Below are 22,919 nucleotides of genomic sequence, written 5' to 3' on the forward strand. Positions count from 1 at the left end.
GTGTCACCTCGTTCCCATGATGCGTTCGAACGGAATGATGAGGCTCGCCAGCCGGAAAACCAGAAAAACGCAGACAAGCAGGACGACGCTGATCGACGAAGCCGCGCCCCATTCGTTATACACCTCGATGTTGCGTGAAACGAGCATGGAGACCATGTAGGTGCGCCCGCCGCCCAGCAGTTCCGGCGTGATATAAAAACCAAGGGTGAGCACGAAGACCAGCACCATGCCGGCGATCATGCCCGGCAGCGACAGCGGCAGGAAAACCCGCCAAAAGACATGCATGGGTGAGCCGCCGAGGCTGGCACCGGCCATGGTCAGTTCCGCGGGTATTTTCTTCATCGTTGCATAAAGCGGCAGCACCATGAAGGGCAGCAGGATGTGGATCGTCGCCATGACCGTGCCGAATTCGTTGTTGACCAGCCGGAGCGGCGCATCGATCAGGCCAGATCCCGTCAACGCTGAATTGATGATGCCGTTGCGCTGCAGCAGGATGAGCCAAGCATAGGCGCGCACCAGAACGGATGTCCAGAAAGGCAGCAGCACCATGGCGAGAACGAGCACGCTCCGGCGCTGAGGCAGGCCCGCCGCCACATAGGCGACGGGATAGCCGAGGAGCACGGTCATCAACGTTACGACCGCCGCAATGCGGAAGGTCTGAAGGAAGGTCATCCAGTAGACGGAATCCGTCAGGAACCGCTGATAGTGAACGAGCGTAAAGCCGCCATCCTGGCGGATCGACTGCCAGCCCAGCCACAGAAGCGGCAGGACCAGCAGAACGACGACGACCGCAAGCGCTGGCGCCAGTAGCATCAGCATGAGCCTTTGCTCACGCTGCTCATGCAGCGCCGACGGATTTCGTTTCGACTGTGCCATCAGTGACCCTCCACAGGCCGACCATCATTTCTGGATGAACTGCGCCCAGCGTTTTTGCGCCTCCTCACCGGCTGGTGAACTCCACCACTCATCCGACACCAGAACCTGAAGTGCGGCATTGTTCGGCGAACTCGGCATTTCGGCAGCGCGTTCCGGCGAAATCTTGCCGGTCTTGTACGCTTCAGGATTGCCTGGACCGTAATCGATATAGGCCGGGAAATTCGCCTGGATTTCAGGGGTCAGCGCCGCGTTGACGAACTTGACCGCCGTTTCGAGGTTCGGCGCGCCCTTGAGAATGCAGAGCGACGTATACTGAAGGAAACCTTCGTTGAACGAATAACCGATCGGCGCGCCTTCCTTCACCACCGCAGCAACGCGGCCGTTCCACGCCATCTCCATGTCGACTTCACCATCGGCTAGAAGCTGCGCTGACTGGGCGCCGGAGGTCCACCACACCGTGACATAGGGTTTGATCTCCTCGAGCTTCTTGAAAGCCCGGTCGACATCGAGCGGATAAAGCTTGTCCACTGGCACGCCATCGGCGAGCAAAGCGGCCTCAAGTGTCGCCAGGGGATGGTTACGCAGCGCCCGCGTACCCGGAAATTTCTTTACATCCCAGAAATCCGACCAGCTCTTGGGCGGGTTGCCGCCGAACTTGTCCTTGTTGTAGGCAAGCACGCTCGAGTAGAATTCATAGGCGACCGAATAGGGGCTTTTGTATTCGGCCGGCATCTTTTCCGCATTGGGTATCTTGGAAAAATCGAGTTTCTCGATCATTCCCTGTTCCCCGCCGCGTATGCAATCCTTCGCCGGCGTGTCGATGACGTCCCAGACGATCTTGCCGGATGCGGACTGCGTCTTGATCACCGGCCAGGCATCCGGCGCGCTGTCCTGATTGACAGTGATGCCAAGCAGCTTGGCGACGGGATCGAGGATCGCCTTGGTCTGCGCCTCCTGGTAGGCGCCGCCCTGCGAGACGAAGGTGACCTGTTCCGCCGAGGCCAAGTCAGCCGAAAAGACGGCGGCGGATGCGGAAAGCACGAGCATGGAAAATCTGTATTTCATTTGTTGTTCTCCTCTTTATGGCGAGGCGCTGTCGCCCCTGTTGGCATGCGACTGTCGGGTCTTAGCGCCCGATTGCATCGAGGAACTGATACCAGCCGGCGACGAGCCGGACGGCTGGCTCCCTGATGGGATAAAAAGGCACTGGTTTGAGCGGCTCCGCGGTCAAGAGTCCGAGATCGGGACTTTGCCCGGCAACCATGGCCGCAACGTAGCGGCCCATGTTGGAGGCCATGGCCACCCCGGTTCCATTATAACCGACTGCATAGACGACCCGGTCGTCCAGCCGGCCCAGATGCGGAATGCTGTCCATCGTCATCGCCACGAGGCCGGACCAGCGATGGGTGACCGATACCGCTGCGAGTTCTGGAAACTGCCGCACCATGGCTTTGTGCAGCGCCGCAAACGCGCTTTGGGAATCCGCCTTGCCGAAGGCGCCGCGCCCGCCATAAATCACACGGTCTCCGGCCTTGCGGAACCAGCGCATCATGCGCCGCGTCTCGGTATAGCTGCGTCCCTGCGACAGGAGGGAAGCATCCCGTCTGCCGGTCAGCGGCTCGGTCGCAATCATTGCGGAGCGGAAGGGAATGATGGATTTGCGGACCGCCGACGTGGCCGGCGTCAGATCGGAATAGGAATTGCTGGCGATCACCACCTGTCGGGCCGAAACGACACCGTCAGGCGTTTCAAGAACGATGCCGGCGCCATCTCGCCCGAATGCCGCCACCGGCGTGTTCTCGTGGATCGCGATGCCTGCGGCACTCAATCCGGCCGCCATGCCCAAAACGAAATTCAAGGGGTGAATGACGCCGCCATGGGTATTGAGCATGCCGCCGACGAAATCGCGTGAGCCTGTCTCCGCCTCCATTTCCTCCGGTGAGAGAATGGTGCAGGAGTGGTCGCCAAGCGATCCACGTAGCCACTCGACTTCTTTTTTCAGGCCATCGAGCGACAGCTGATTGTGGGCACAGCGCAGCGAACCGGTTGGGCGATAATCGGCAGCGGCGATTGCATAATCGTCTACCAGTTCGCCGACATGATCGATGGCCTCGATACCGAGATCATGCATGCGCCGCGCCGTCTCTATCCCGTAGCGGGCGGCGATGTCGGAGAAGGAAAGCCGGAACTTCCCCGACACCACGCCACCATTGCGGCCGCTCGCGCCCCATCCGATCCGGCTTGCCTCCAGCACCACCGGAGACAGGCCGCGGCGGGCCAGATAGCGCGCCGCGGAAAGGCCCGTATAGCCACCGCCGATGATAGCGACATCAAACCGACGATCACCCGAGAGCCGGTCTAAGGCAGGACGGCTTGAAGCCGTCTCCTGCCAGAGGGAGTTGATATCAGGAAAAGGGGGGTGTGCGGCCATCGGTACGGCTCTCTCGCGTTCAGGCTGCCGTTGCCGTCTTGACGCCGGCAGCAAGCTCCGCGTCCACCGCATCGGCCAGTTGCTTGAGCGAGGAGAAGTGGAAATCGGGCCTGGTCACCACCTTCGGAGCCGGGGTTCCACCGAACCCCTGCTGGCCCTGGCGACGCTCGATCCAGCAGGTCGTGTAGCCAAGTTCGCGGGCCACGCCGATATCGTGATGCTGGCTCTGGGCGACATGCAGGATTTCTGACTGCTTGAAACCGAAAACCGACTGACGCCCCTTGTTAAAGGCAAAAAACTGCGGATTGGGCTTGGCGCATCCGGCCTCATCACAGGTGACGCTGTCGTGAAACGGATTACCAAGCGTATCGGAATAGGCGGAAAACGCCGTACGGTCGGCATTCGTCATGGCGACAAGACGAAAGTTCTTGCGCAGGCGGGCGAGCGCTTCCACGGAATCCGCGAAAGCAGGCCAGCGCAGCACGGCAAGCTGGAAGGCTTCCGCTGTGGCGTCATCATTGTTGAAACCGAGTTCGTTGGCGAGAGAAAGATAGACGTCTTTCATGGCGAAGGAAGACCGTCCATAGAACTTGTCGCGGCCGCGCTTGTAGGGTTCGAAAATCTCGTCGTCGGTGGCCCTGGCCGCCTTTTCGCCGCCGAGCGCACGCACCGCATTAAGCACACCCGTTTCGAAATCGATCAAAGTGCCGACCACATCGAAGGTCATGACCTTGAATTGCGTAAGCTGCATAGTCTTCATCCTTGTTTACTGCATGGAATGTATCAACCCGCTTCGGGAACGATCACCGTGTCTTCGGGGTGGAGTGAAAGCGCGATCACTTCGCCCGGCGATTTCATGAGCGCGCGGCCTGTGTGGTTGCTGGGAAGCCGAAAACTCAGATCGTCGCCACTGTCCAGCCGCACGAAAACCCGAATGCTTTCGCCCTGATAAAGCGTATCCGTGACAGTGCCTGTCAGGCTGTTGCCGCCATCGGCTTGAGCGCCATCCGCCACCACGAGTTTTTCCGAATGAACCACGAGATGCAGGTTTTCGCCTTCCGGCACGCGATGCGCCGTGTGCAGCAGCCGGTCTCCCAGCCGCACCGCGGTTTCGCTTTCGCGCCGAACCGCAAGCAGGGTCGCCTCGCCAATGAAACGGGCGACGAAGGCGTTGACGGGACGATCATGCAGGCGCTCCGGCGTATCGACCTGCACCAGACGTCCCCTGTGCATGATCGCCACGCGGTCGCTCATCGTCAGCGCCTCGCGCTGATCATGCGTGACATAGACGATCGTGGCGCCGAGCCGCTTATGCAGGCGTTTGAGTTCGATCTGCATGGTCTCGCGCAGCTGCTTGTCGAGCGCCGAAAGCGGCTCGTCCATGAGAATGAGGCCCGGCTCGAAGATCATGGCGCGCGCCAGCGCCACGCGCTGACGTTGGCCCCCCGACAATTCGTGGATACGCCTGCTCTCATAACCGGTGAGTTCGACCATCTCGAGCGCGGCCTTGAGTTTCACCGGCCAGCTCGCCTTCGGCAGCCGCCGCGCCCTTAGCGGAAAGGTGATGTTTTCGCCGACGCTCATATGCGGAAAGAGCGCATAGTTCTGAAAGACGATACCGATATCCCGCTTATGCGGTGGCTCAAATGTAATATCCCGATCGCCTAACCAAATTGACCCCGATGTCGGCTGGACAAAGCCACCGAGAATTCCCAGCAACGTGGTCTTGCCTGATCCCGAAGGCCCGAGAATGGAAACGAATTCGCCGGGAGAGACATCGAGATTGACATTGTCCAGCGCACGAAACGTTCCGTAGCACTTGACCGCCTCTTTGAGGGAAACGCCTACCCGCTCTGTATTTGGCTGCTCAATCATATGATTCCACTAAAAAATCCCGGTACATCCGGTGGTAATCCGACGTATGGCAGCGCGTGTTTACAGAACGAAGAGCAGATTTGCAGCCTGTGACGCCCGGCGTCGACCTGAAACCAATCTGTCGCGTTCCCCTCAATTCACGGAAGGTCTCTCGCCTTCGTTGACATCAAAGAGACCAAACAAAAGGCGGATAGGCAATTGAAAAAAAATCTATACGATGTTACATAGTGTAATGAAATTTCTCCGTCGCTCCCTGCCCTCCATGAACGGCCTCTTCACTTTCGAGGCCGCTGCGCGCTGCGGCAGTTTTTCAAGGGCAGCTGACGAATTGAACGTAACGCCGGCGGCTGTTAGCCGCATGATGTCCCGACTGGAGGAACATCTTGATACGACATTGTTTCTTCGGCAGCCCGGTGGCGTGATGCTGACCGAACCCGGCCAGCTGCTTTTCGATGCGATTGCCAGAGGCTTCGCCGGAATAGAAAGCGCCTTGCGGGAAATCGAGGATCGCCGAACCGGTATCGAAACCGTGTCCCTTTCCGTCTCGACCGGCTTCACCACGCACTGGATGATGCCGAGAATGGCCGAATTCAAAAGGGAATTTCCCAATGTCGATCTTCGTTTTCAGCTCATGATGGGCGCCCTGGCGGGGCCGGTCAACGACGTCGATCTTGGGATGCGCTTCGTAGACGGACCGGACAGGCATCACGAGGCAGCTTTCGTCATGCCCGAAATCCTGCTGCCGATATGCAGTCCGGGCTACAGGGAAAGCCATGCCATTTCCGGCAACGATATTGATCGCGTGCCGGATACGACGATCAACCTAAGCGATGCGCAACCCAACTGGTCGACGCTGTTCACACCGGCCAGCGGCAGCGACCCGCAGAATTCGATGATCTTCTCCGATTACGCCATCGTCGTGCAAGCTGCTCTTCTGGGCCAGGGCGTGGCGCTTGGCTGGCTTAACGTCGTCGCCCATTGGCTGCGGACACGGACACTGGTTCCAGCGAGAGAACAATTGATGGTCACCGGCCGGCGCTGCCATCTTATCCGGCTGCGTACCAAGCCTGCCCGACCGATCGTCACGCAGGTCAAGGAATGGATGATCGGTGAATTAAAGGCAGACGTCGAAGCGGTGAGCGCGCTTTATCCGAATTTGAATATCGATTCAGTGGGTTCCGACGTAACCATCAATCAAAAACAAGGCTCTTAAAGGGATCCGAACCGACGACACCGACATAAACCTAAGCGTCTTAAAAATTGAGGTTTGCCGCATAAGCAAAGCGTCGGATCGGTCATGCCGAGCCGAAAGCAGTATACGATCTCAAACCCAGCTTAGCCTATAAATGTCGCAAAATCATCCAGCTGGAGCAATAACTTGCATGGCCGGTGTCATCCGTCGGGTATAGATTTCATCTCAACGAACCCAATCTTGCAGGCTTACCGTGGATCAGATACTCGCCATTCGAACGTTTGTCCGCGTCGCCGAAGCCGGCTCTTTCGCCAAGGCGGCGGATACGATGAACCTGCCCCGGTCCTCTGTCAGTAAACTTGTGCAGGATCTTGAGGCACATCTCGGGACAAAGCTCGTGGAGCGCACCACGCGGTCCGTCACGATGACCACCGAAGGCGTCGCCTATCACGAGCGTGCGCTCAAGCTCCTCGCCGATCTCGATGACATGGATGGCACTGTCGCCGGCTCCCGCAGCGCGCCCAAAGGAAAGCTGCGCGTGGACATCGGGTCAGTGCTGGCAAATCAGATCCTCATCCCCGCGCTCTCCGATTTTCAGCACCTGTATCCCGATATCGACCTCATGCTTGGCGTCAGCGATCGCCCCGCCGACCTCATCAGTGAAGGGATCGATTGCGTCATTCGCGGCGGGGCGCTGAGTGACTCCTCGATGAAGGCGCGCAAGCTGTGCGAGTTGGACTACGTGATTTGTGCATCACCCGCTTATCTGAATGGCCTGGAGTTGCCGGAGCGACCGGAGGATATCGAGCAGCATCGGATCGTCAGTTATTTCTCCGCATCATCTGGCAAGAGATTTCCATTGCGCTTTCAGCACGGCGAAGAGCGAAGCGAGTATCTCCCGGCCTCTGGCGGCGTTTCCGTCAACGAGAGTACCGCGCATCTGAACGCGCTGCTGTCGGGACTGGGAATTGGCCAAAGCTTCGGATTTCTCGCGCGGCCCCATTTCAATAGCGGAGCGCTGGTCGAACTGTTGCCTGAGTGGAAGCCGGACAATCATCCACTGCACCTCGTCTACCCGGCCGACCGATTTCCAAACCCGCGGCTGCGTGCCTTTACGGAATGGGCAGCGAAGATATTCGAAGCCGTCGATGTCAGACGCAATGTGCCTGCGGAGACCATCCATCCCCATGGATAATGTCTCCACCCTGAGCGGCTTCTGGCCGACAAACTGATGAACTAACTTCTCCTCATCGGATGGCGACAGGGCCAATGGCCAACGCCACTTCCCGAACAGTTTCAAGATTTCAACAGGCCGCGCATTCGGGCTGAACCCTTTCCCGCGCCCGGCATCAGGAGAGTAAAATGACCAACAGACTTGAAAACAAGATCGCTGTCGTGACCGGAGCAACGAGCGGCATCGGCCTAGCAACTGCCAAGCTTTTCGCCGCCGAAGGCGCACGCGTTTACATCACCGGCCGCCGCAAGGATGCGCTCGACAAGGCAGTGGCTGAGATCGGCCATGGCGCGGTAGGCGTACAAGCCGACTCCTCGAGCAACGACGACCTCGACAAGCTGTTCGCTCAGGTTAAAGCTGAACAGGGTCGTCTTGACGCCCTCGTCGTCAACGCCGGTGGCGGCAGCATGCTTGCGCTCGGTCAGATCACCGAGGAACAGATAGATGAGACCTTCGGCCGCAACGTGAAGGCCGTCATCTTCACGGTGCAGAAAGCGCTTCCGCTGCTCACCAAGGGCTCGTCGGTCGTGCTGACCGGCTCGACCGCAGGCACTGAAGGCACGGCCGCCTTCTCCGTCTACTCTGCCTCCAAGGCCGCCGTTCGCAACCTGGCACGCTCCTGGGCGCTTGACCTGAAGGGCACCGGCATCCGCGTCAACGTCGTCTCGCCCGGCGCCACACGCACTCCCGGCCTCGTTGAGCTTGCCGGTGATGACAAGGAACAGCAGCAGGGCCTGCTCGACTATCTCGCCTCGCGGATCCCGCTCGGCCGTGTCGGCGAATCCGAGGAAATCGCCAAGGCAACCCTGTTCCTCGCCTCCGACGATGCGAGCTTCGTCAACGGCGCCGAGCTCTTCGCCGACGGCGGCCAGGCCCAGGTTTGACACCACAGCAGGAGCGGCTGACAGCCGCTCCACTTTCGTTCTCAAGGAGAGCCCGCGATGCGTGCCGCAGTCTATTTCAAGCATGGCAAGCCTGAGGACGTTCTTCAGGCAGTCGACGTCGAAGATCCCAAACATCCCGAACACAACAAAGTGCTGATCCGGGTGCTTCTCCGGCCGGTCCACCACGGCGACCTTCTCGACATAGCAGGACGCAGCATTGCGCGCCGACGAAGTATGATTACGGCAGGTCAGAATGGCCCCCGCTATCTCAGCGAAAAGGGCGCGACCAAGGATCGCGCGTATTGACGATGTCAAGGCCCATGGATGATCCTCCTACCAAACACATGGTGGTTCTGCAGTGCAGCAGCTACATTGTCCAAAGGATAGAAAGCGGCGCAGCGCGCAGCTTCTCCCCAAACGGCGTTACACGATCATGGTCATGTAAAACCAGTCCCCGCACAAAACGATCACCCACCGCCTGCTCGAGTTGGCGAAGACCTCTAAAATCATCTGATTTGACCGTAGCGGATGCTTTGACTTCAATCCCAACCACGCGACCACGGCGGTCTTCGATCACGATATCGACCTCGTCCTGATCTTTTGTTCGATAATGTGAAAACGCCAGACGACGCCCCGACCAGGATGCAAGCTTCAACAGTTCAGATACAACGAAACTCTCCAGTAGCGCACCAAACCGTGTCTTGTCGCGTCGAAGACTATCTAGACTGTCCTCTCGCAAGCTTGCGAGAAGGCCCGTGTCGACAAAATGCAGCTTCGGTGTTTTCACGAGCCGGCTTAATCGATTGTTCGACCAAGGCGGAAGTGTGCGCACCAAGAAAAGGCGCTCCAGTATAGCTACGTATTTGCCTGCGGTGACGCTCGACAATCCCAATGCCGACCCAAAGCTGCTATGATTCACGAGCTGGCCTGCATGCTCACCAAGCACATTCAGCAATTTTGGCAACCGATCGAGTTGGTCGATATTTGCGATATCACGGACGTCTCGATCAAGAATGAGAGCGACATAGTCTTCAAGCCATGCTGCCCGGCGGGCAGCCGTCGGGCGACGCAATGCCTCCGGATATCCTCCCTTCAGAACAATCTCCATAAGATCGTCGCCGAACACGACCCTCTCTCCGATCGCGGGTTCGTCGCCATTGAAAATTTGATCGAGTAACTGCCCAGAGGTTGATTGGATTTCGGCTTGAGCAAATGGCAGCAGCGGTACGACCGCCATCCGGCCGGCAAGTGAATCAGCTATAGCTGGAACCGTCGCTAGATTGGCTGACCCAGTCAAAAGGAACCGGCCAGGCCGTTCATCCCGATCCACACTTTCCTTGATGGCAAGCATCAGTTCAGGTGCGCGCTGTATCTCGTCGATGACAGCCCTGTCGATGCCTCGAATGAACCCTATTGGATCGGCTCGCGCAGCGCTTAATGTGCCTGCGTCATCTAGCGTCAGGTAGGGCCGATCTGCGTCTGAGAATTGTCGCGCAAGTGTTGTTTTACCTGCTTGTCGCGGCCCAGAGATCAAAACAACACGCGTATCGGCCAGAGCCGTATCAACGATTGGCTTCGCTTTACGGTCAATATACAAGCGGGTGACACCATCAGTTTTCATACGGCAATGCATAAACCAATTGCCGTCCAATTTAAAGGACTTTTCCGTCTGATTTAAATAAACCGTTCGTCTAGTTCAAAACTCAAGACTGAGGTTTCCGATTCATTTTCCGAAATCAGTAACCGAGAAACTTCCCGACAAGCTACGTCCGCAACTTGAAAATGGAAACAATTTGCGGCGGTATTCGCCTTGATGGGAATCGAACCGCCATTCCATATTTCCGGTGACAGAAAAATCCAAAGCGGCGGTCGCCAAAGTCAGAATTTAGCTTCTGCAATGAAATGGTCGAAGATCAGCGTCATCAATCCACATCACGCACCGCAGAGTGGCGCCATCTGGCCGCAGAAGGTTGTCGGATATGTCCCGGATTTAATAGGATCTGTTCCGGCATGAGAATTAGGCGTCCGCACGGCGTATTCGTTATAATTCCTTGCAGTTTCATCTAAAATCTCGTCTGTTATACAAATTCGATCTTTTGTCAGCATTGTTAATCCGCAACCGAATGGACGCGCTTCTTTGGGAAACGACCGCCGCAAGACATCCAAAATAGATGCGCCGACGTATTCTCCGGGCTACGTGGTTGCAGTTGCGGACATCCTGCCGTTGGCTCGTGTTCACGGGCCAGTGAAGTGACTGCAAGGCTGACCGACATCTTTCTGAGCAAACGCAGATCGCTTATCTGGAGCGTCATGCGGATCGTTCGCGATCCACAAACGGCAGAGGATGTAGCGCAGGAGACATATGTCCGCGCCAGAAAGGCGATCGAAAACGGTCCGATCGAGCACATCGAGGCGTTCCTCTATCAAACGGCCCGCAATCTCGCTATCAACCACAAGCGGCACCAGGACATGCGCGGCAGCGTGGAACGCAACGACCTGTACGACACCGATGTCGAGAATATCGCTTCGCCACTGCCGTCTCAGGAAGCCGATTTGATTCATCGCCAACGGCTGGAACTCCTCACTGAAGCGATTGCGAAACTACCGCAGCGTGCACAGACTGTCTGGATGCTGAGCCGCATTGAGAAATGGTCGTATCCGCGGATCGCCGAACACCTCGGCGTGTCACCCAATACGGTTTTCAATGATCTGAAGCTCGCCCATGCCCATTGCCTCGACGCCCTGGAAAAAATCGACCGTGGCTGAATTCGTCTCATTACCCGGCTGCTTACCAATGGGAACGGGTAGCGCTGCCATATCGCCTCCGGCGAAGAGGATTTTTGGGAGATTCCGGTTTGTGAAGTGTCTCAGGAATAAGGCGGCCCGATCTGGCGACTGCCGGATAGGGATGGGCTGAGTGGAACGCGACACGCATAGGCGCGAGAATGAAGAGCAGCAATTCGTGCATCCGGATCCAGCAATGGACACTGCACTGAACTGGCTATTCACGCTGCAAGCCTCGCCCGACGATGCCAACCTTCGCGCTAGGTTAGACGACTGGCTCCGGGCTGATCCTTCGCATTCGCGAGCCTTCGATCTCGCCGTCGGCACATGGGGACTTCCCGAAATGGACATGGTGGCCAACGAGATCGCGGCCCGATCCGAACACGCAATTGCTTTGCGCGAGGCCGTTGATCTTCGCCAAACCGGACCAAGGCGAAGACTGTTGCCCAGGATCGCGATGGCGGCAGCGGCGGCGGTGCTTCTGGCCACAGGCATTCAGCAATATCCGGACGTCATGCTGCGCTGGCGGGCTGACTATGCGACGCCCACAGGTCCGCATGAAGAGGTCTCGCTGCCCGACGGATCACGGATGATCCTGAACACCGCATCGGCTGTGTCAGTGAATTTCCAGGGGGCGAAGCGTTCGGTGACCCTTCTTAGGGGCGAAGCATATTTCGATGTGGTCCATGACGCAGCCCGGCCGTTTACGGTGGCGGCGAGTTTCTCGGAAGTGGAAGTCAAAGGCACGGCGTTTTCAGTCCGCACCGACAATGCGGAAGACACAGTGGTGTTGGAAAGGGGCCATATCGATGTTTCGCTTCTCCAGAACCGCGAAGATGTGGCATCGCTCGAACCGGGGGAAAGCATCACTGCCTCCTCCAATAATCTGTCTGTTGTCAGGAAGTCAGACACCTCGACCTCTCTTGCATGGCTTCAGGGACGGCTCGTCTTCACGGACCAACCGTTCGGTCAGGTTCTGGATGAAGTGGAAAGATACTACGGCCAGTCAATACTGGTGGCGAATGCCAGACTCTCAAGCATGAGGGTCAATGGTAGCTACCGCCTCGATAATCCCGAGCGGGTCATCCACTCGCTGGCCACCGCTGCGGGCGCGACTGTGACACGGCTTCCAGGCGGGATTATAATCCTTCGTTAAATAATCAACTTTTTTTGTGAGATTTACCCAGCCCGATTGTCAGGTGTGTATGGGCCGAAAAAGCATAATGCGTGTCGGCCCTTGGATCAGGATTAAGAGGGACGACCATGGGGCTGATTGCGCGGGCTAAAGCAAGGGATGAAACTGGCAGGAACGGGCCGCTTTGCGGCAGGCGCCATCTGACAGCCCTGCTTGTCACATCGAGTGTTCTTGGTGGTGTAAGTCTCATGCTTCCCACGGTCGCGAAAGCGCAGCAGCAGATCACCGGGCAGTCCGTAAGCTTCAATATCCCGTCACAGCCCCTTTCGTCGGCGATCAACGCATTCATCCGCGCAAGCGGCTGGGAAGTCGGCTTTGCGTCACAAGCGGTTGCCGGAAAGCAGTCATCGTCAGTCAACGGATCCATGACACCAGCCCAAGCACTGCAAGTTATGTTGACCGGTACCGGCGTCGGCGCCCGGATCTCCGGCCCATCGACGGCTGCCCTGGTAACGGCGCCGGTGACCGGTAGCGCGATCACGACTGACGGCTCAACCGTCCTGCAAACAATTACCGTCGCTGGCGAGGGTATCGATTCCTGGGAAGCCCCGCCCAGCTATGCAGGCGGCCAGGTCGCATCGGGTGCAAAGCTCGGCATGCTGGGCAATACGAGCATCATGGATGCACCCTTCAATGTGGCCAGCTACACGTCGAAGACGATCCAGGATCAGCAGGCTGTTACCATCGCCGATGTGGTGGCCAATGATCCCTCCGTCCGGGTCTATACAAGTGGCATGGGATCGTCCGCCGGTGTCGGTGACAGTTTTTACATTCGCGGCTTTTCAGTTGGCACATATAGCGTCCTGATCGACGGCTACGGCGGCATTGCACCCGACCGCATCATTCCAGTCGAAACCATGGAAAGCGTCGAAATCCTCAAGGGGCCGAATGCCCTTCTGAACGGATATTCCCAGTATGGATCTCTTGGAGGATCGATAAACGTCGTCCCGAAAAGGGCCACCGATGAGCCCGTTACACGCGTTACGACAAGCTACGCGTCGGACAGCCAGTTCGGAACCCACCTCGATTTCGGCCGACGGTTCGGCGAAAACGAGGAATGGGGTGTCCGGGTCAACGGCATCTTTCGAGGCGGCAATACCGCAATCGACGGGCAATCCGCTCAGCTCGGCGTCGGCACCATCGCACTGGACTATCGTGGCGATGACTTCAGGGCCAGTCTCGACGCTGGCTATGTCGATCAGCAAACGGATGTACCGACCGGCGCTGCCGGCTTCGGATTTTCTTCCGACATACGCAATCCTGCTGCACCTGATCTAAGCAAGCAGATCTATCAGGATTGGGAATATTCCAACACCAGGAGTTCCTATGTGCTTGGAAAATTCGAATATGACCTGAATCCGTCATGGACCATCTATGGCGGCGCCGGTTACCGAGGCTATTCTCAGGAATCTCTCTCCACCGACATCTTCGTCAACGACGCCTTGGGCAATGCTACGGCGACGGCATATTACAGCCCGATCCACGGACATTCAGCCTCTGCTCAGACCGGGATCAGAGGCGAATTCGACACCGGCCCGATCAGCCACAAGTTCAACCTGAACGGCTCCTATCTTTTTCAGGCGCTCAATCAGCAAAGCAATTATTACGGCTTTGCGGCATTCGATACGAACATATACAACGCGCCGACCGTCGCCCGCCCCTCGACCGCGGGTTTCAGCGATAGTCCGCCGAGATACTGGAACGTCAAAGCTCCGGCCGTGACGCTTGCCGACACCATATCATTCCTGGACGATCATGTGCTGTTGACCGCAGGCGTGCGCTACCAGCAGATCGGCGTCGATGTGTTCAATCCGGATGGCAGTAGGTCTCAGGCATATGACAGGCACGCGCTGACACCAGCATTCGGCCTGGTCGTGAAGCCGGTAGACAACCTGTCCATCTATGCCAACTATATCGAGGGTCTCCAGCAGGGACCGACGGCCTGGGCCGGGACATCGAACGCGGGCCAGATCTTCCCTCCCATCCTGACGCAGCAGTTCGAAGCCGGGGTCAAATATGATTTCGGAACGTTCACCGCGACCGCCAGTGTCTTTCACATTGGCAAGCCGGGCAGCAGCATCACCACCGATGCCTTCGGCAACTCGGTGTTCACCGTCAATGGAGAGCAACGGAACCGCGGCGTCGAGCTCAACGTCTTCGGGGAGGCCACAGAAAATCTGCGCCTGCTGGGCGGCATTGCCTATACGCAAGGCACGCTGACCAAGACGGATGATGGCTTCTATGACGGAAATACCGCTATCGGCGTGCCCCGCTGGCAATCCAATCTGGGCATCGAGTGGGATCCGCAGTTCGCGGAAGGCCTGACGCTGTCCGGCCGAATGATATCGACCAGTTCCCAATTCATCGATCAGGCTAACACCCAGAAACTGTCAGGTTGGACCAGGTTCGATATCGGCGCTCAGTATAAGACGGAGTCATTTGGCAATCCGCTCGTCTTGCGCGCGTCGGTGGAGAACGTGTTCGACAAAAACTACTGGGCCGGGGTAGACGGTGGCTGGGCAACGACGGGCACGCCCCGCACTTTCAAGCTGTCGGCGACTGTGGATTTCTGAACATGAGGGTGGGGCCAACCGTCCTTCGACCGACACGCCGACATGTGCTGCAAACCGGTATCGCTACCGGTTTGAGCCTCATGCCCGGCTTTCGAGGGAGCACTGCGCGAGCAATGCCCTCCCATCCCCTTGTCGTGCTGGATTTCGCCCACGCGCAGTCGCTTCTGGCCCTTGGCGTCGAGACGTTCGGCATGGCGGAGCGCTGGCGCTATGAACAGTATGTCGAGGAACCCCGCCTTCCAGCCTCGGTTTTCGACATTGGTACATTGCACCAACCAAACCTTGAGCTTCTGGCCAGGGTCCAACCTCAGCGGATCATTCATTCGCAAGAGTGGCCAACCGATACCGAACAGCTCGCGCGGATCGCGTCCTTGACGGAGCTATCTATCTATACCGGCACACGTGCGCCTCTCGATCGTGCACGGCAATCATTCTTGCAAATCGCGGAGATCGCCGATGTCACGCAGCGCGCAGCAGATTATATGGCCGGCTTCGAAGATCACATGAATGCCTACCGCTCCCGTCTAAGACCATTCGAAGGCAAAAGAGTGATGGAGCTATGGGCAGCGACGCCGCGCGACTTCTGGACGCTTGGTACTGCCAGCCTCGTCCACGATGTCCAAAAGCATCTAGGGCTGAGAAATGCTGTGCAGGAGAGCGGCGACACCTGGGGTTGGCTGCCGGTGACAATGCGAGATCTCGGCGCGCTGGACGACACGATCATCTTCCATTTCGGCCCAGTGCCTGCCCCGTTAAGCAACAACCCGCTCTGGAACAGTTTCGGCTTCGTTCGACGCCGGCAACTCGTCGTCCTACCCCGCAGCTGGCTGTTCGGCGGACTTCCCGAAGCGGATAGAATTGCCCGGCTCCTCACGCAGGCATTGGAGGGACGACATCATCTCTCCGCAAACTGAAACGCGACGCAAAAGGCGTTTTATCTTTTCCTTTCCATTGTTATGTATTCCCGGAGCCTTGGCCGGCCTTCTGAGCCTCTATCACATTTGGCTGGACATTCCTCTGTCAGCATGGTGGCAAGCGCTACTAGCGCCGGATTTCGAAATTCCTGGCCAGATGATCGTGCATTTCATCACCCTTCCGCGCATAGCCGCAAGCCTGCTGGCCGGCGCATCCTTGTCGCTCTCCGGCCTGATTTTCCAGCAAGTCCTGCGCAATCCACTGGCCGAGCCGTCGACAACCGGTGTGTCGGCGGGTGCGGCACTCGCCCTGAAAGCCTCGGCCTTGCTCGTTCCTTCGTTAGCCTTGCCGCCTGTGCCGGTTGCGTGCGCAGGCGCGGCTGCGGCTATGTACCTGACGCTTGCGCTGGCATCGCGCAACCTCGCCTCACCGCTGCGGCTGATCCTGGCCGGCCTTGTCGTCGGCCTGTTCTGTGGCGGGATCAATTCCGTGCTGGCGCTGTTCTTCCACGAAGAACTGCGGAGCGTCTTTCTCTGGAATACAGGCTCGCTGCTCAATCTCGGTTGGGACGCGTCAGCCTACGTGGCACCTGTGCTGCTGATATGCGCTTTACTGGCCGTTCTGATGATCCGTCCGCTGGAATTACTAGCACTGGAAGAGCATGGCGGCCGCAGTCTGGGCGTACCGATGGTCACGGTTCGGTTAACCGGATTGCTGCTTGCGGTCGTGTTGGCTTCCGTCACCATCGCTGCGGTGGGCGTGATCGGGTTTGTTGGCATTGCGGCGCCGGCAATCGTGCGGCTCGCAGGCGCAAGGACATTCAGGCAACGGGTGGTCGCGACGCCCCTCCTGGGGAGCATTCTTCTCTGGCTCGCCGATCAGATCACGCAGATCAATCCACTGTTAGACAACGAGCTGCCGACCGGTGTCTTGACCGCCATATTCGGCGGCGCCCTCCTGCTCTGGATGCTGCCGCGACTCCGTGGCGCGAGCCTTGGCGACGCTGGCGCCTCCCTTGCAAGGCGCAACGTCACAAAGGCTCCGTGCATCGCATTCGCCTTATGGGCCCTCCTGCTGGTCATTATAATATGGGCATCGCTTTTTTCCGCGCAGAGCCTTGATGGCTGGCTTTGGCAGGGTGTTTCAGATGGAAATGCCTCTTTTGAATGGCGCTGGCCTCGCGTCGCTGCCTCCGCAATTGCGGGAGCGATGCTCGCTGTGGCGGGCGCTATCATCCAGAGGGTCACCGGAAATGCGATGGCCAGTCCGGAAATTCTCGGGATAAGTTCTGGCGCTGGCTTGGGAGTGGCCTTGTTATTTCTGTTTGATCCAGCTTCGGGCCATGCGCTGAAAGTGTCTGCGGCCAGCGGCGGAGCCTTCCTGACCCTGGCCCTGAGCTTCGCGCTCGCCAGAAATGCATTGGCATCTCCGGAACGGATGTTGCTGACTGGCGTAGCCATTGCGACAGTATTCGGCGCGCTGTTGTCGGCCATCACGGTGCAATTTGATCCGCGAGTCGCCGGCCTGCTGTCATGGCTTGCCGGCTCAACCTATTCGGTCACGATTTTCGACATCCTCGCCCTGGCAAGCGTCGCCCTTGGCGTGACAGCGATCCTCCCTCTTACCCTGCGCTGGCTTGAGATATTGCCGTTGGGAGACGTGACGGCGCGCCAGATCGGGGTCAATGTTGGTGCAAGCCGCCTGACGCTGCTGCTCATTGCATCGCTGCTTACCGGAACAGCAGTACTGACCATAGGGCCTTTGAGTTTCGTCGGTTTGATAGCACCTCATCTCGCTAGGATGACCGGCGGCAGAACCATACTTTCTCAACTCATTATCTCGGCGATTCTCGGAGCAATCGTCATGATTTCAGCTGACTGGCTTGGCCGAAATCTCCTGTTTCCGTATGAAGTACCCGCTGGCACGCTGGCTGCACTCGTCGGTACACCCTACTTTTTCTGGCTGATGTGGCACAAATCGCAATAGCCGTTGGCCTGTCACCGAATGAGCTCTTGCTCTTGATGGGAAGCGAACGCTGCACCCTTAGTTCGGCTAAGCTGCTATTTGGCGTATCATTAATCCTCCTCTGGACGCTTCTCAGGCAGCAGTGAGGGGTCCGCCAGTACACGAAATAGTCATACGTCCTCGGGATAGAGACGAGGGAAAAGGGTATCGAGCGCTTGGACTGGAAAGCGCAGCGACACAGGCCCCTTTTCGGTAACTGACGCAAGCAGGCCCTCATCCGTCAGCGCCTTTAGAACGCGCCGCGCCGATCGATCTGGCAGGCCAGTGATACGCGAAGCCTCTCCCCGCTCAAATTCTCCGCGCACAAGGGCTTCCTGAAGTAAGGGCGCGCACTCGTCAGGCAAAGTTTCCTGACGATAGACATAACGCTTGAGGCGTCCCCCTAGTGTTTTGAGGTCAAACAGGCTGTCCATGTATTCGAGCTGATCGAGACACACGCGCAGAAACCAACTGGTGAACAGTTCAAGTCCCTTGAGCGACAGGTTGCCCCGTCCATCGCGGTCGCCCTGACGTGGCTCGTCTGCCCAAGCCATATGCTGCTTATATTCGGCGCGTCCTTCAGGCCCCCCCGCCAAGCCTCGAGCCAAGCCGCGGGAAACTGACCAGAGACCATGAGCTCCCACTCCGGCCGCTTGTGCCATCGCATGACTCATCAAACGGCTAACTCGGCCGTTGCCGTCTGGAAACGGATGGATGTAGTTGAAACGGTGATGCGCGGTCGCCATCGCAAAAAGGCGGGCGCTACGGCTGCTCCCAACTGCCATCATCGCTTCTCCTGGAGCCGGCTGGAAGGCGAACCGCTGATGGAAGTAGGCCATGAAATCGGGCACGCGATCGCTCGCGGGAGGCAAATGTCTGCCGACCTCGACGTCCTGCTCCTCCCCTCGCCGCCATTCGCCGGGCGTCATAACAAAGCTGTGGTGGTTACCGACAATCGTCAGCATCTTTACTGTTGCGCCATCATAAAAGGCGCGGTGAAGATAGCGGATGAATTCTATCGATGCAGGATCAGGCAACATCCCTGCCGCCTCTCGCTCGTCGATCTCCTGCTGAACACGATAGTGGGCGACGGCTTCGATCTTGAGGTCGCGCCGATCGTCCTCGGGCCCAATTCCCTGCAGGGCCTGCTCGATCTCACGTGGCCGGGTGTTGTGGCCTTCGATCAGATTACTATAGTAGGTGTTCATGATCCTGACGGTGCGGGCCAGTTGGGCTGCGGTTTCAGGATGGAGAGCCCGGCCAAGTCGTTCGGCCCTAGCGACAATCTCAAGCGAAAGGTCCAGCAGTTCGCCACTGGGATGCTCGATACGCGCCGGTTCGATGCGGGTAGATGCTTCTTCGAAAGTCATTTTGGCCGATATCCAGTTTCCTTATATCATTTATATATATGGGATTTTTGTCGATTTACCATCACATTTGGCCGATCTTTTGGCCGATGTTGTCGTGAGTACTATAGCCCCGTCATCAAGACATGACCCACCCAATCACCAAAAAGAACTCGAGCAATGACACTCGGTTAGTCGTCCCTGGCAAATCTTTGCGAACTTCTGGCCTTTCCACCGCGATGTTCATATTAGTTTACCCGCCTTGATGAAAGTCGAACCTTCGGCCCATTTATTTGTCATGAATTGAGAGGCAAGGGATCGGTGCCTTCTCCTAGAATCGAAAGGTATCGTCGATAGCTGAACACCCGGCCACGCTTTCGGCCGGTAACCTCATCAACGATGCCCAATCGCTCTAGGTCGGCGAGTGCGGCGTTGACCGTTGGCGCGGACAAACCCGTCACCTGAACAATCTGGTTCGCTGTGTGAAAAGGATTCTGCTGGAAAAGCTCGTGAATGCGAAGGGCCGACCCTGCTCTATCACTCTCCATCGTTATCCGCTCCCGATCTTCCTTGAAAAGATCGACGATCTGAGTAGCAGCCTCAAACGCTTGATTGGCAGTGTCGGCGACGCCCGTTAGGAAAAACTCCAGCCAGGCTTCCCAGTTACCATGTTCGCGAACCTCTTGCAGTAGCCGATAGTATTCTCTCCGATGGGACTTCAGATAGAGGCTGAGGTAGAGCAACGGCTTTCGCAAAACGCCGTTCATGCAAAGATATAGGATTACAAGCAGCCGGCCGATACGACCGTTACCATCGAGAAACGGATGGATCGTTTCGAACTGCACGTGCAGCATGCCGGCTTTGATTAGCGCGGGTAACCTTGATTGGTGGTCATGCATGAAGCGCTCGAACGCATCCAGGCAACCGGCCATTTCAGTAACGGGTGGCGGGACAAAGAGTGCGTTACCGGGGCGCGTGCCACCGACCCAATTTTGCGAGCGGCGGAACTCTCCTGGATCCTTGGTGCCTCCCCGCCCACTGTGCAGGAGCCTGGCGTGCATCTCACGGATCAGACGCAACGACATGGGCAACGTTTCCAGCCGCTCTAAACCATACATCATGGCGTCAACATAATTGGACACTTCACGGATATCATCGACCGGCTGCCCGGCTTGAGCTTCGGTCTCAAACCGCAAGAGATCCGAAAGGGTCGACTGCGTGCCTTCAATCTGCGAGGAAAGAACGGCTTCCTTTCTTACATACATATAAAGAAACAGCTCCTGTCTCGGCAGCAGCATTGTGATACCATCCAAGCGTCCTAGTGCGCGCTCAGCCAAGCTGAGGCGCTCTAGCAATGAAAGCACATCAATCGCCGGCTCGGGCGGCAATGGTGGGGGCACGAACGCCCGTACTGTTTCACTGGCAGCGACCGTCTCGACGAAACGACCCAGGCGGTTTTTGGATTCGGAATCAGACATAACCCAATATCAATCGCGCCCCTTATTTAAGCAAGGCGCATTTCATTTAATTAAGTGACAGACGTAGATAAGTGCGCTTAATTAACGAGCCGACATTGAACTCCTGAGCTTTGGTCCGGGCAGCACAGGCGGCTAATACGATGCTTTGGCGCCATTAAAAGTGACAGCCCGATACATCCTTTGTTAAAGCTCGCCTCATATTCCCGCTCGCCCTCGGCACTTGTGCCGAGCGAAAAGGAATAGGCATGACCAAACACGACCTTTCATCGCGTCATTTTCAGCGGAAAATTGCGCGCTTCTGTGAGCTGCGTATCGCTCCCATCGCATCCAAGCGAGTTTCGGAGAACATACGGCCTTATCTGGCCAGTTTGATTATCTACCGGAAATCGCCCCCGGTCCTGAATGGCCATATCGACTGGACAACGGTCGGTCAGGCATGCGGGATCGAAGACGAGTTGACGGAAGAACTGAAAAAGCAGCTCCGGCCAGGCTTGGATGCAATCATCCGATGGCTCGGCGCACCACCAGCGGCCGAAGAACGATGGCCGCCAACGCCAACAGTTCGCTCGGGCAAAATGGCGCCTACCAAGAAGGCAGCCTTCGAACACTCTTCCAGACAGCCGCAAGGCACAGCGACCAACGGCATCTTTGTACAGCGTGCGTCGACATCCCGCGGCCCGCACCAAAACCGATAAACGCTTTTCCAGAACTCGCAACAGTGATCGTAGCAGGTGGCCTGATCGCCACGATCAAAGTACCCAATGCAGAAGACACCAAGCGGATACTCGCAAACTATCGTGATGATCCGCAGACGACCCTGCAGAGATTGGAGTCTGCAATCTTCCAATGCGTCCCAGATAGCGCCAAGAGCGCTACTGGCACGCGATTAACCAAAGCTGTCATTGCGCCAATCTATGTGAAAATTGTTGACCTTCGGATGGAGGGAGCACCCAAAGACAGCTTTAGCGCACAGATTCAAAAATGGATCATAACCAATCATCCGAAGCTTTTGACTAGCCTCCCAGATAAAGACTTTCTTGAATTGGTCGGCTACCTCAAGAAAATTGGAGAAGACGACGTCGAGAACTGCATCCTCTCGGCCGCGATGTCGAGCGACAGAAGCGTCAGAGGAGGCGCAGATAACCGGGAACTTCGTCTCTAACTGCTTATGCCAAGGCCCCGGCTGCGTTGGTGGTAGCCCAGCGCTCTTAGGCATCTCGTACTGACTGCGAGTTCCATGGGTAGGAGCAGCACGTCGCTTACAGCCTATGTCGTTTTGATTGCTATCATTCCTCGCGCATCGCCGTGTTAATTTGATCCGCGAGTGGTTTCACCAAGTACGATAAAGCAGTCCGTTCGGTCGTCTTTATGTAGGCTTCGACCGGCATGCCGGTTTACCTAAATCTAGTTGGAGTAAATGTAGTAAGCTTCACGGCGATCCGGGACTATGAGTAGAAAACCGTTGTTTTGCTTCCCAACATAGTTTCCTTTTGACGAAAGCGAGTTTTGTGAAGCTGCAAGAACAGCAGGCCATATGTTGAGTTTTATATCACGCTGAGACAGATAATCGCTAATATTTTCAAATACTTTTGTATTGAAGCGAGACTGCAGAGGAGTTGGCGTCGCTTGCCAAACAAAGTATTTACGCGGCCGTTCCCGATGGGGGGATGCCGTTTTCTTACATTTTAAGCCCTCAAGAAAAGGCACACCGCCGTTTTTAATCTGCTCCGCACTACTTTCAGCAAGGTCGAAGACGGCGAAGATCGCAAAGAAATCGCCTGAACCGCCAATACCTGTATAGTCAGAAACGGCAAACCCCGAACCCTCAACCTCGATACCGCACGGTATATTATGACGAAACCTATCGGGATCTGGCGAAAAACCACGAAAGAGTGTGACGCCCAAAGCAATAGCGACCAACAAAAATACAATCGAGAGTTTTATTCTCTCATGAATAACCATATGAAAACACCAAAGCAAGCTACAGTTGAAAACGAAAAGAAAAAACATCTAATTCACTGAAATAATTAATATATTTACTAAATTTTCATCAAAAAAATTGAGCAATATTGAACCGTGAGCGGTTGCAACGGCGGGTAGCCCACAGGGCAATAGGGCGTGGTTTTCCGCGA

General features: G+C 57.0%; 21 protein-coding genes and 1 pseudogene. 12 read left to right on the forward strand and 10 right to left on the reverse strand.

Going from position 1 to position 22,919, the window contains the following annotated elements; all coding sequences use genetic code 11:
• Positions 1–3: 3 nt before the first annotated feature.
• From T18_RS25070 to T18_RS25090, 5 genes are all read right to left on the reverse strand, one after another.
• The gene (locus T18_RS25070; RefSeq protein WP_038496560.1) at positions 4–876 is read right to left on the reverse strand and encodes an ABC transporter permease; all 873 of its coding nucleotides are present in this window, start codon (positions 874–876) and stop codon (positions 4–6) included.
• A 24-nt stretch (positions 877–900) separates the two neighbouring features.
• Positions 901–1,941, reverse strand: coding sequence for an ABC transporter substrate-binding protein (locus tag T18_RS25075; protein WP_038496550.1), 1,041 nt, complete (start codon positions 1,939–1,941; stop codon positions 901–903).
• Between the two features lie 61 nt (positions 1,942–2,002).
• Positions 2,003–3,307, reverse strand: coding sequence for an NAD(P)/FAD-dependent oxidoreductase (locus T18_RS25080; protein WP_038496547.1), 1,305 nt, complete (start codon positions 3,305–3,307; stop codon positions 2,003–2,005).
• A gap of 19 nt (positions 3,308–3,326) precedes the next feature.
• Positions 3,327–4,058: an HAD-IA family hydrolase gene (locus T18_RS25085; protein WP_038496544.1), complete on the reverse strand. Its 732-nt coding sequence runs from the start codon at positions 4,056–4,058 to the stop codon at positions 3,327–3,329.
• A 32-nt stretch (positions 4,059–4,090) separates the two neighbouring features.
• Positions 4,091–5,182: an ABC transporter ATP-binding protein gene (locus tag T18_RS25090; RefSeq protein WP_038496541.1), complete on the reverse strand. Its 1,092-nt coding sequence runs from the start codon at positions 5,180–5,182 to the stop codon at positions 4,091–4,093.
• 232 nt (positions 5,183–5,414) lie between these two features.
• On the opposite strand from T18_RS25090, the gene T18_RS25095 reads away from it, so the two are divergent.
• The 4 genes from T18_RS25095 to T18_RS28110 all read left to right on the forward strand — a co-directional run bounded on the left by T18_RS25095 (position 5,415) and on the right by T18_RS28110 (position 8,798).
• The gene (locus T18_RS25095; RefSeq protein WP_038496538.1) at positions 5,415–6,395 is read left to right on the forward strand and encodes a LysR family transcriptional regulator; all 981 of its coding nucleotides are present in this window, start codon (positions 5,415–5,417) and stop codon (positions 6,393–6,395) included.
• A gap of 232 nt (positions 6,396–6,627) precedes the next feature.
• Complete coding sequence (locus tag T18_RS25100; RefSeq protein ID WP_038496535.1) at positions 6,628–7,569, forward strand: LysR family transcriptional regulator; 942 nt, start codon at positions 6,628–6,630, stop codon at positions 7,567–7,569.
• 167 nt (positions 7,570–7,736) lie between these two features.
• The gene (locus T18_RS25105; RefSeq protein WP_038496532.1) at positions 7,737–8,492 is read left to right on the forward strand and encodes an SDR family NAD(P)-dependent oxidoreductase; all 756 of its coding nucleotides are present in this window, start codon (positions 7,737–7,739) and stop codon (positions 8,490–8,492) included.
• 57 nt (positions 8,493–8,549) lie between these two features.
• Positions 8,550–8,798, forward strand: coding sequence for a hypothetical protein (locus tag T18_RS28110; RefSeq protein ID WP_038496529.1), 249 nt, complete (start codon positions 8,550–8,552; stop codon positions 8,796–8,798).
• A gap of 61 nt (positions 8,799–8,859) precedes the next feature.
• Here the strand turns inward: T18_RS28110 and T18_RS25115 are convergent, their stop codons facing one another.
• A complete protein-coding gene (locus tag T18_RS25115; RefSeq protein ID WP_038497444.1) occupies positions 8,860–10,113 on the reverse strand; it encodes an ATP-binding protein in 1,254 nt (417 codons plus the stop codon).
• Between the two features lie 189 nt (positions 10,114–10,302).
• Between T18_RS25115 and T18_RS25120 the strand changes: the two genes are divergently transcribed.
• The 6 genes from T18_RS25120 (at position 10,303) to fhuB (ending at position 17,945) form a co-directional block, all read left to right on the forward strand.
• Positions 10,303–10,506, forward strand: a complete 204-nt coding sequence (locus T18_RS25120) for a hypothetical protein (RefSeq protein ID WP_139322534.1) — start codon at positions 10,303–10,305, stop codon at positions 10,504–10,506.
• A gap of 236 nt (positions 10,507–10,742) precedes the next feature.
• Positions 10,743–11,258, forward strand: a complete 516-nt coding sequence (locus T18_RS25125; protein WP_003518695.1) for an RNA polymerase sigma factor — start codon at positions 10,743–10,745, stop codon at positions 11,256–11,258.
• Positions 11,259–11,409: 151 nt separating this feature from the next.
• Positions 11,410–12,432, forward strand: coding sequence for a FecR family protein (locus T18_RS25130; protein ID WP_038496525.1), 1,023 nt, complete (start codon positions 11,410–11,412; stop codon positions 12,430–12,432).
• A gap of 107 nt (positions 12,433–12,539) precedes the next feature.
• Positions 12,540–15,044 carry a TonB-dependent receptor gene (locus tag T18_RS25135; RefSeq protein WP_075807871.1) on the forward strand — a complete coding sequence of 835 codons (2,505 nt, stop codon included), beginning with the start codon at positions 12,540–12,542 and terminating at the stop codon, positions 15,042–15,044.
• Positions 15,045–15,157: 113 nt separating this feature from the next.
• Positions 15,158–15,958: an ABC transporter substrate-binding protein gene (locus tag T18_RS25140; RefSeq protein WP_038496522.1), complete on the forward strand. Its 801-nt coding sequence runs from the start codon at positions 15,158–15,160 to the stop codon at positions 15,956–15,958.
• Between the two features lie 58 nt (positions 15,959–16,016).
• On the forward strand, positions 16,017–17,945 hold the full coding sequence (gene fhuB / locus T18_RS25145) for a Fe(3+)-hydroxamate ABC transporter permease FhuB (RefSeq protein ID WP_080863789.1): 1,929 nt from the start codon (positions 16,017–16,019) through the stop codon (positions 17,943–17,945).
• A 149-nt stretch (positions 17,946–18,094) separates the two neighbouring features.
• Here the strand turns inward: fhuB and T18_RS25150 are convergent, their stop codons facing one another.
• On the reverse strand, positions 18,095–19,333 hold the full coding sequence (locus T18_RS25150; protein WP_038496517.1) for a Fic family protein: 1,239 nt from the start codon (positions 19,331–19,333) through the stop codon (positions 18,095–18,097).
• Positions 19,334–19,605: 272 nt separating this feature from the next.
• Positions 19,606–20,787, reverse strand: coding sequence for a Fic family protein (locus tag T18_RS25155; RefSeq protein WP_038496514.1), 1,182 nt, complete (start codon positions 20,785–20,787; stop codon positions 19,606–19,608).
• A gap of 245 nt (positions 20,788–21,032) precedes the next feature.
• Here T18_RS25155 and T18_RS25160 point away from each other — a divergent pair, with 245 nt between their 5' ends.
• The gene (locus tag T18_RS25160; RefSeq protein ID WP_051489742.1) at positions 21,033–21,482 is read left to right on the forward strand and encodes a hypothetical protein; all 450 of its coding nucleotides are present in this window, start codon (positions 21,033–21,035) and stop codon (positions 21,480–21,482) included.
• Positions 21,483–21,505: 23 nt separating this feature from the next.
• Positions 21,506–21,949, forward strand: coding sequence for a hypothetical protein (locus T18_RS25165; protein ID WP_038496511.1), 444 nt, complete (start codon positions 21,506–21,508; stop codon positions 21,947–21,949).
• Between the two features lie 124 nt (positions 21,950–22,073).
• Here T18_RS25165 and T18_RS28115 read toward each other — a convergent pair.
• Together T18_RS28115 and T18_RS25175 are read right to left on the reverse strand one after the other, a co-directional pair.
• Positions 22,074–22,178: pseudogene (locus tag T18_RS28115) on the reverse strand (HlyD family type I secretion periplasmic adaptor subunit); the annotation flags it as partial.
• Positions 22,179–22,191: 13 nt separating this feature from the next.
• Positions 22,192–22,749: a hypothetical protein gene (locus tag T18_RS25175; RefSeq protein WP_139322535.1), complete on the reverse strand. Its 558-nt coding sequence runs from the start codon at positions 22,747–22,749 to the stop codon at positions 22,192–22,194.
• Positions 22,750–22,919: the final 170 nt, after the last annotated feature.

This window comes from Rhizobium sp. TBD182 (assembly GCF_001950375.1).
Taxonomy (GTDB): Bacteria; Pseudomonadota; Alphaproteobacteria; order Rhizobiales; family Rhizobiaceae; genus Agrobacterium; species Agrobacterium tumefaciens.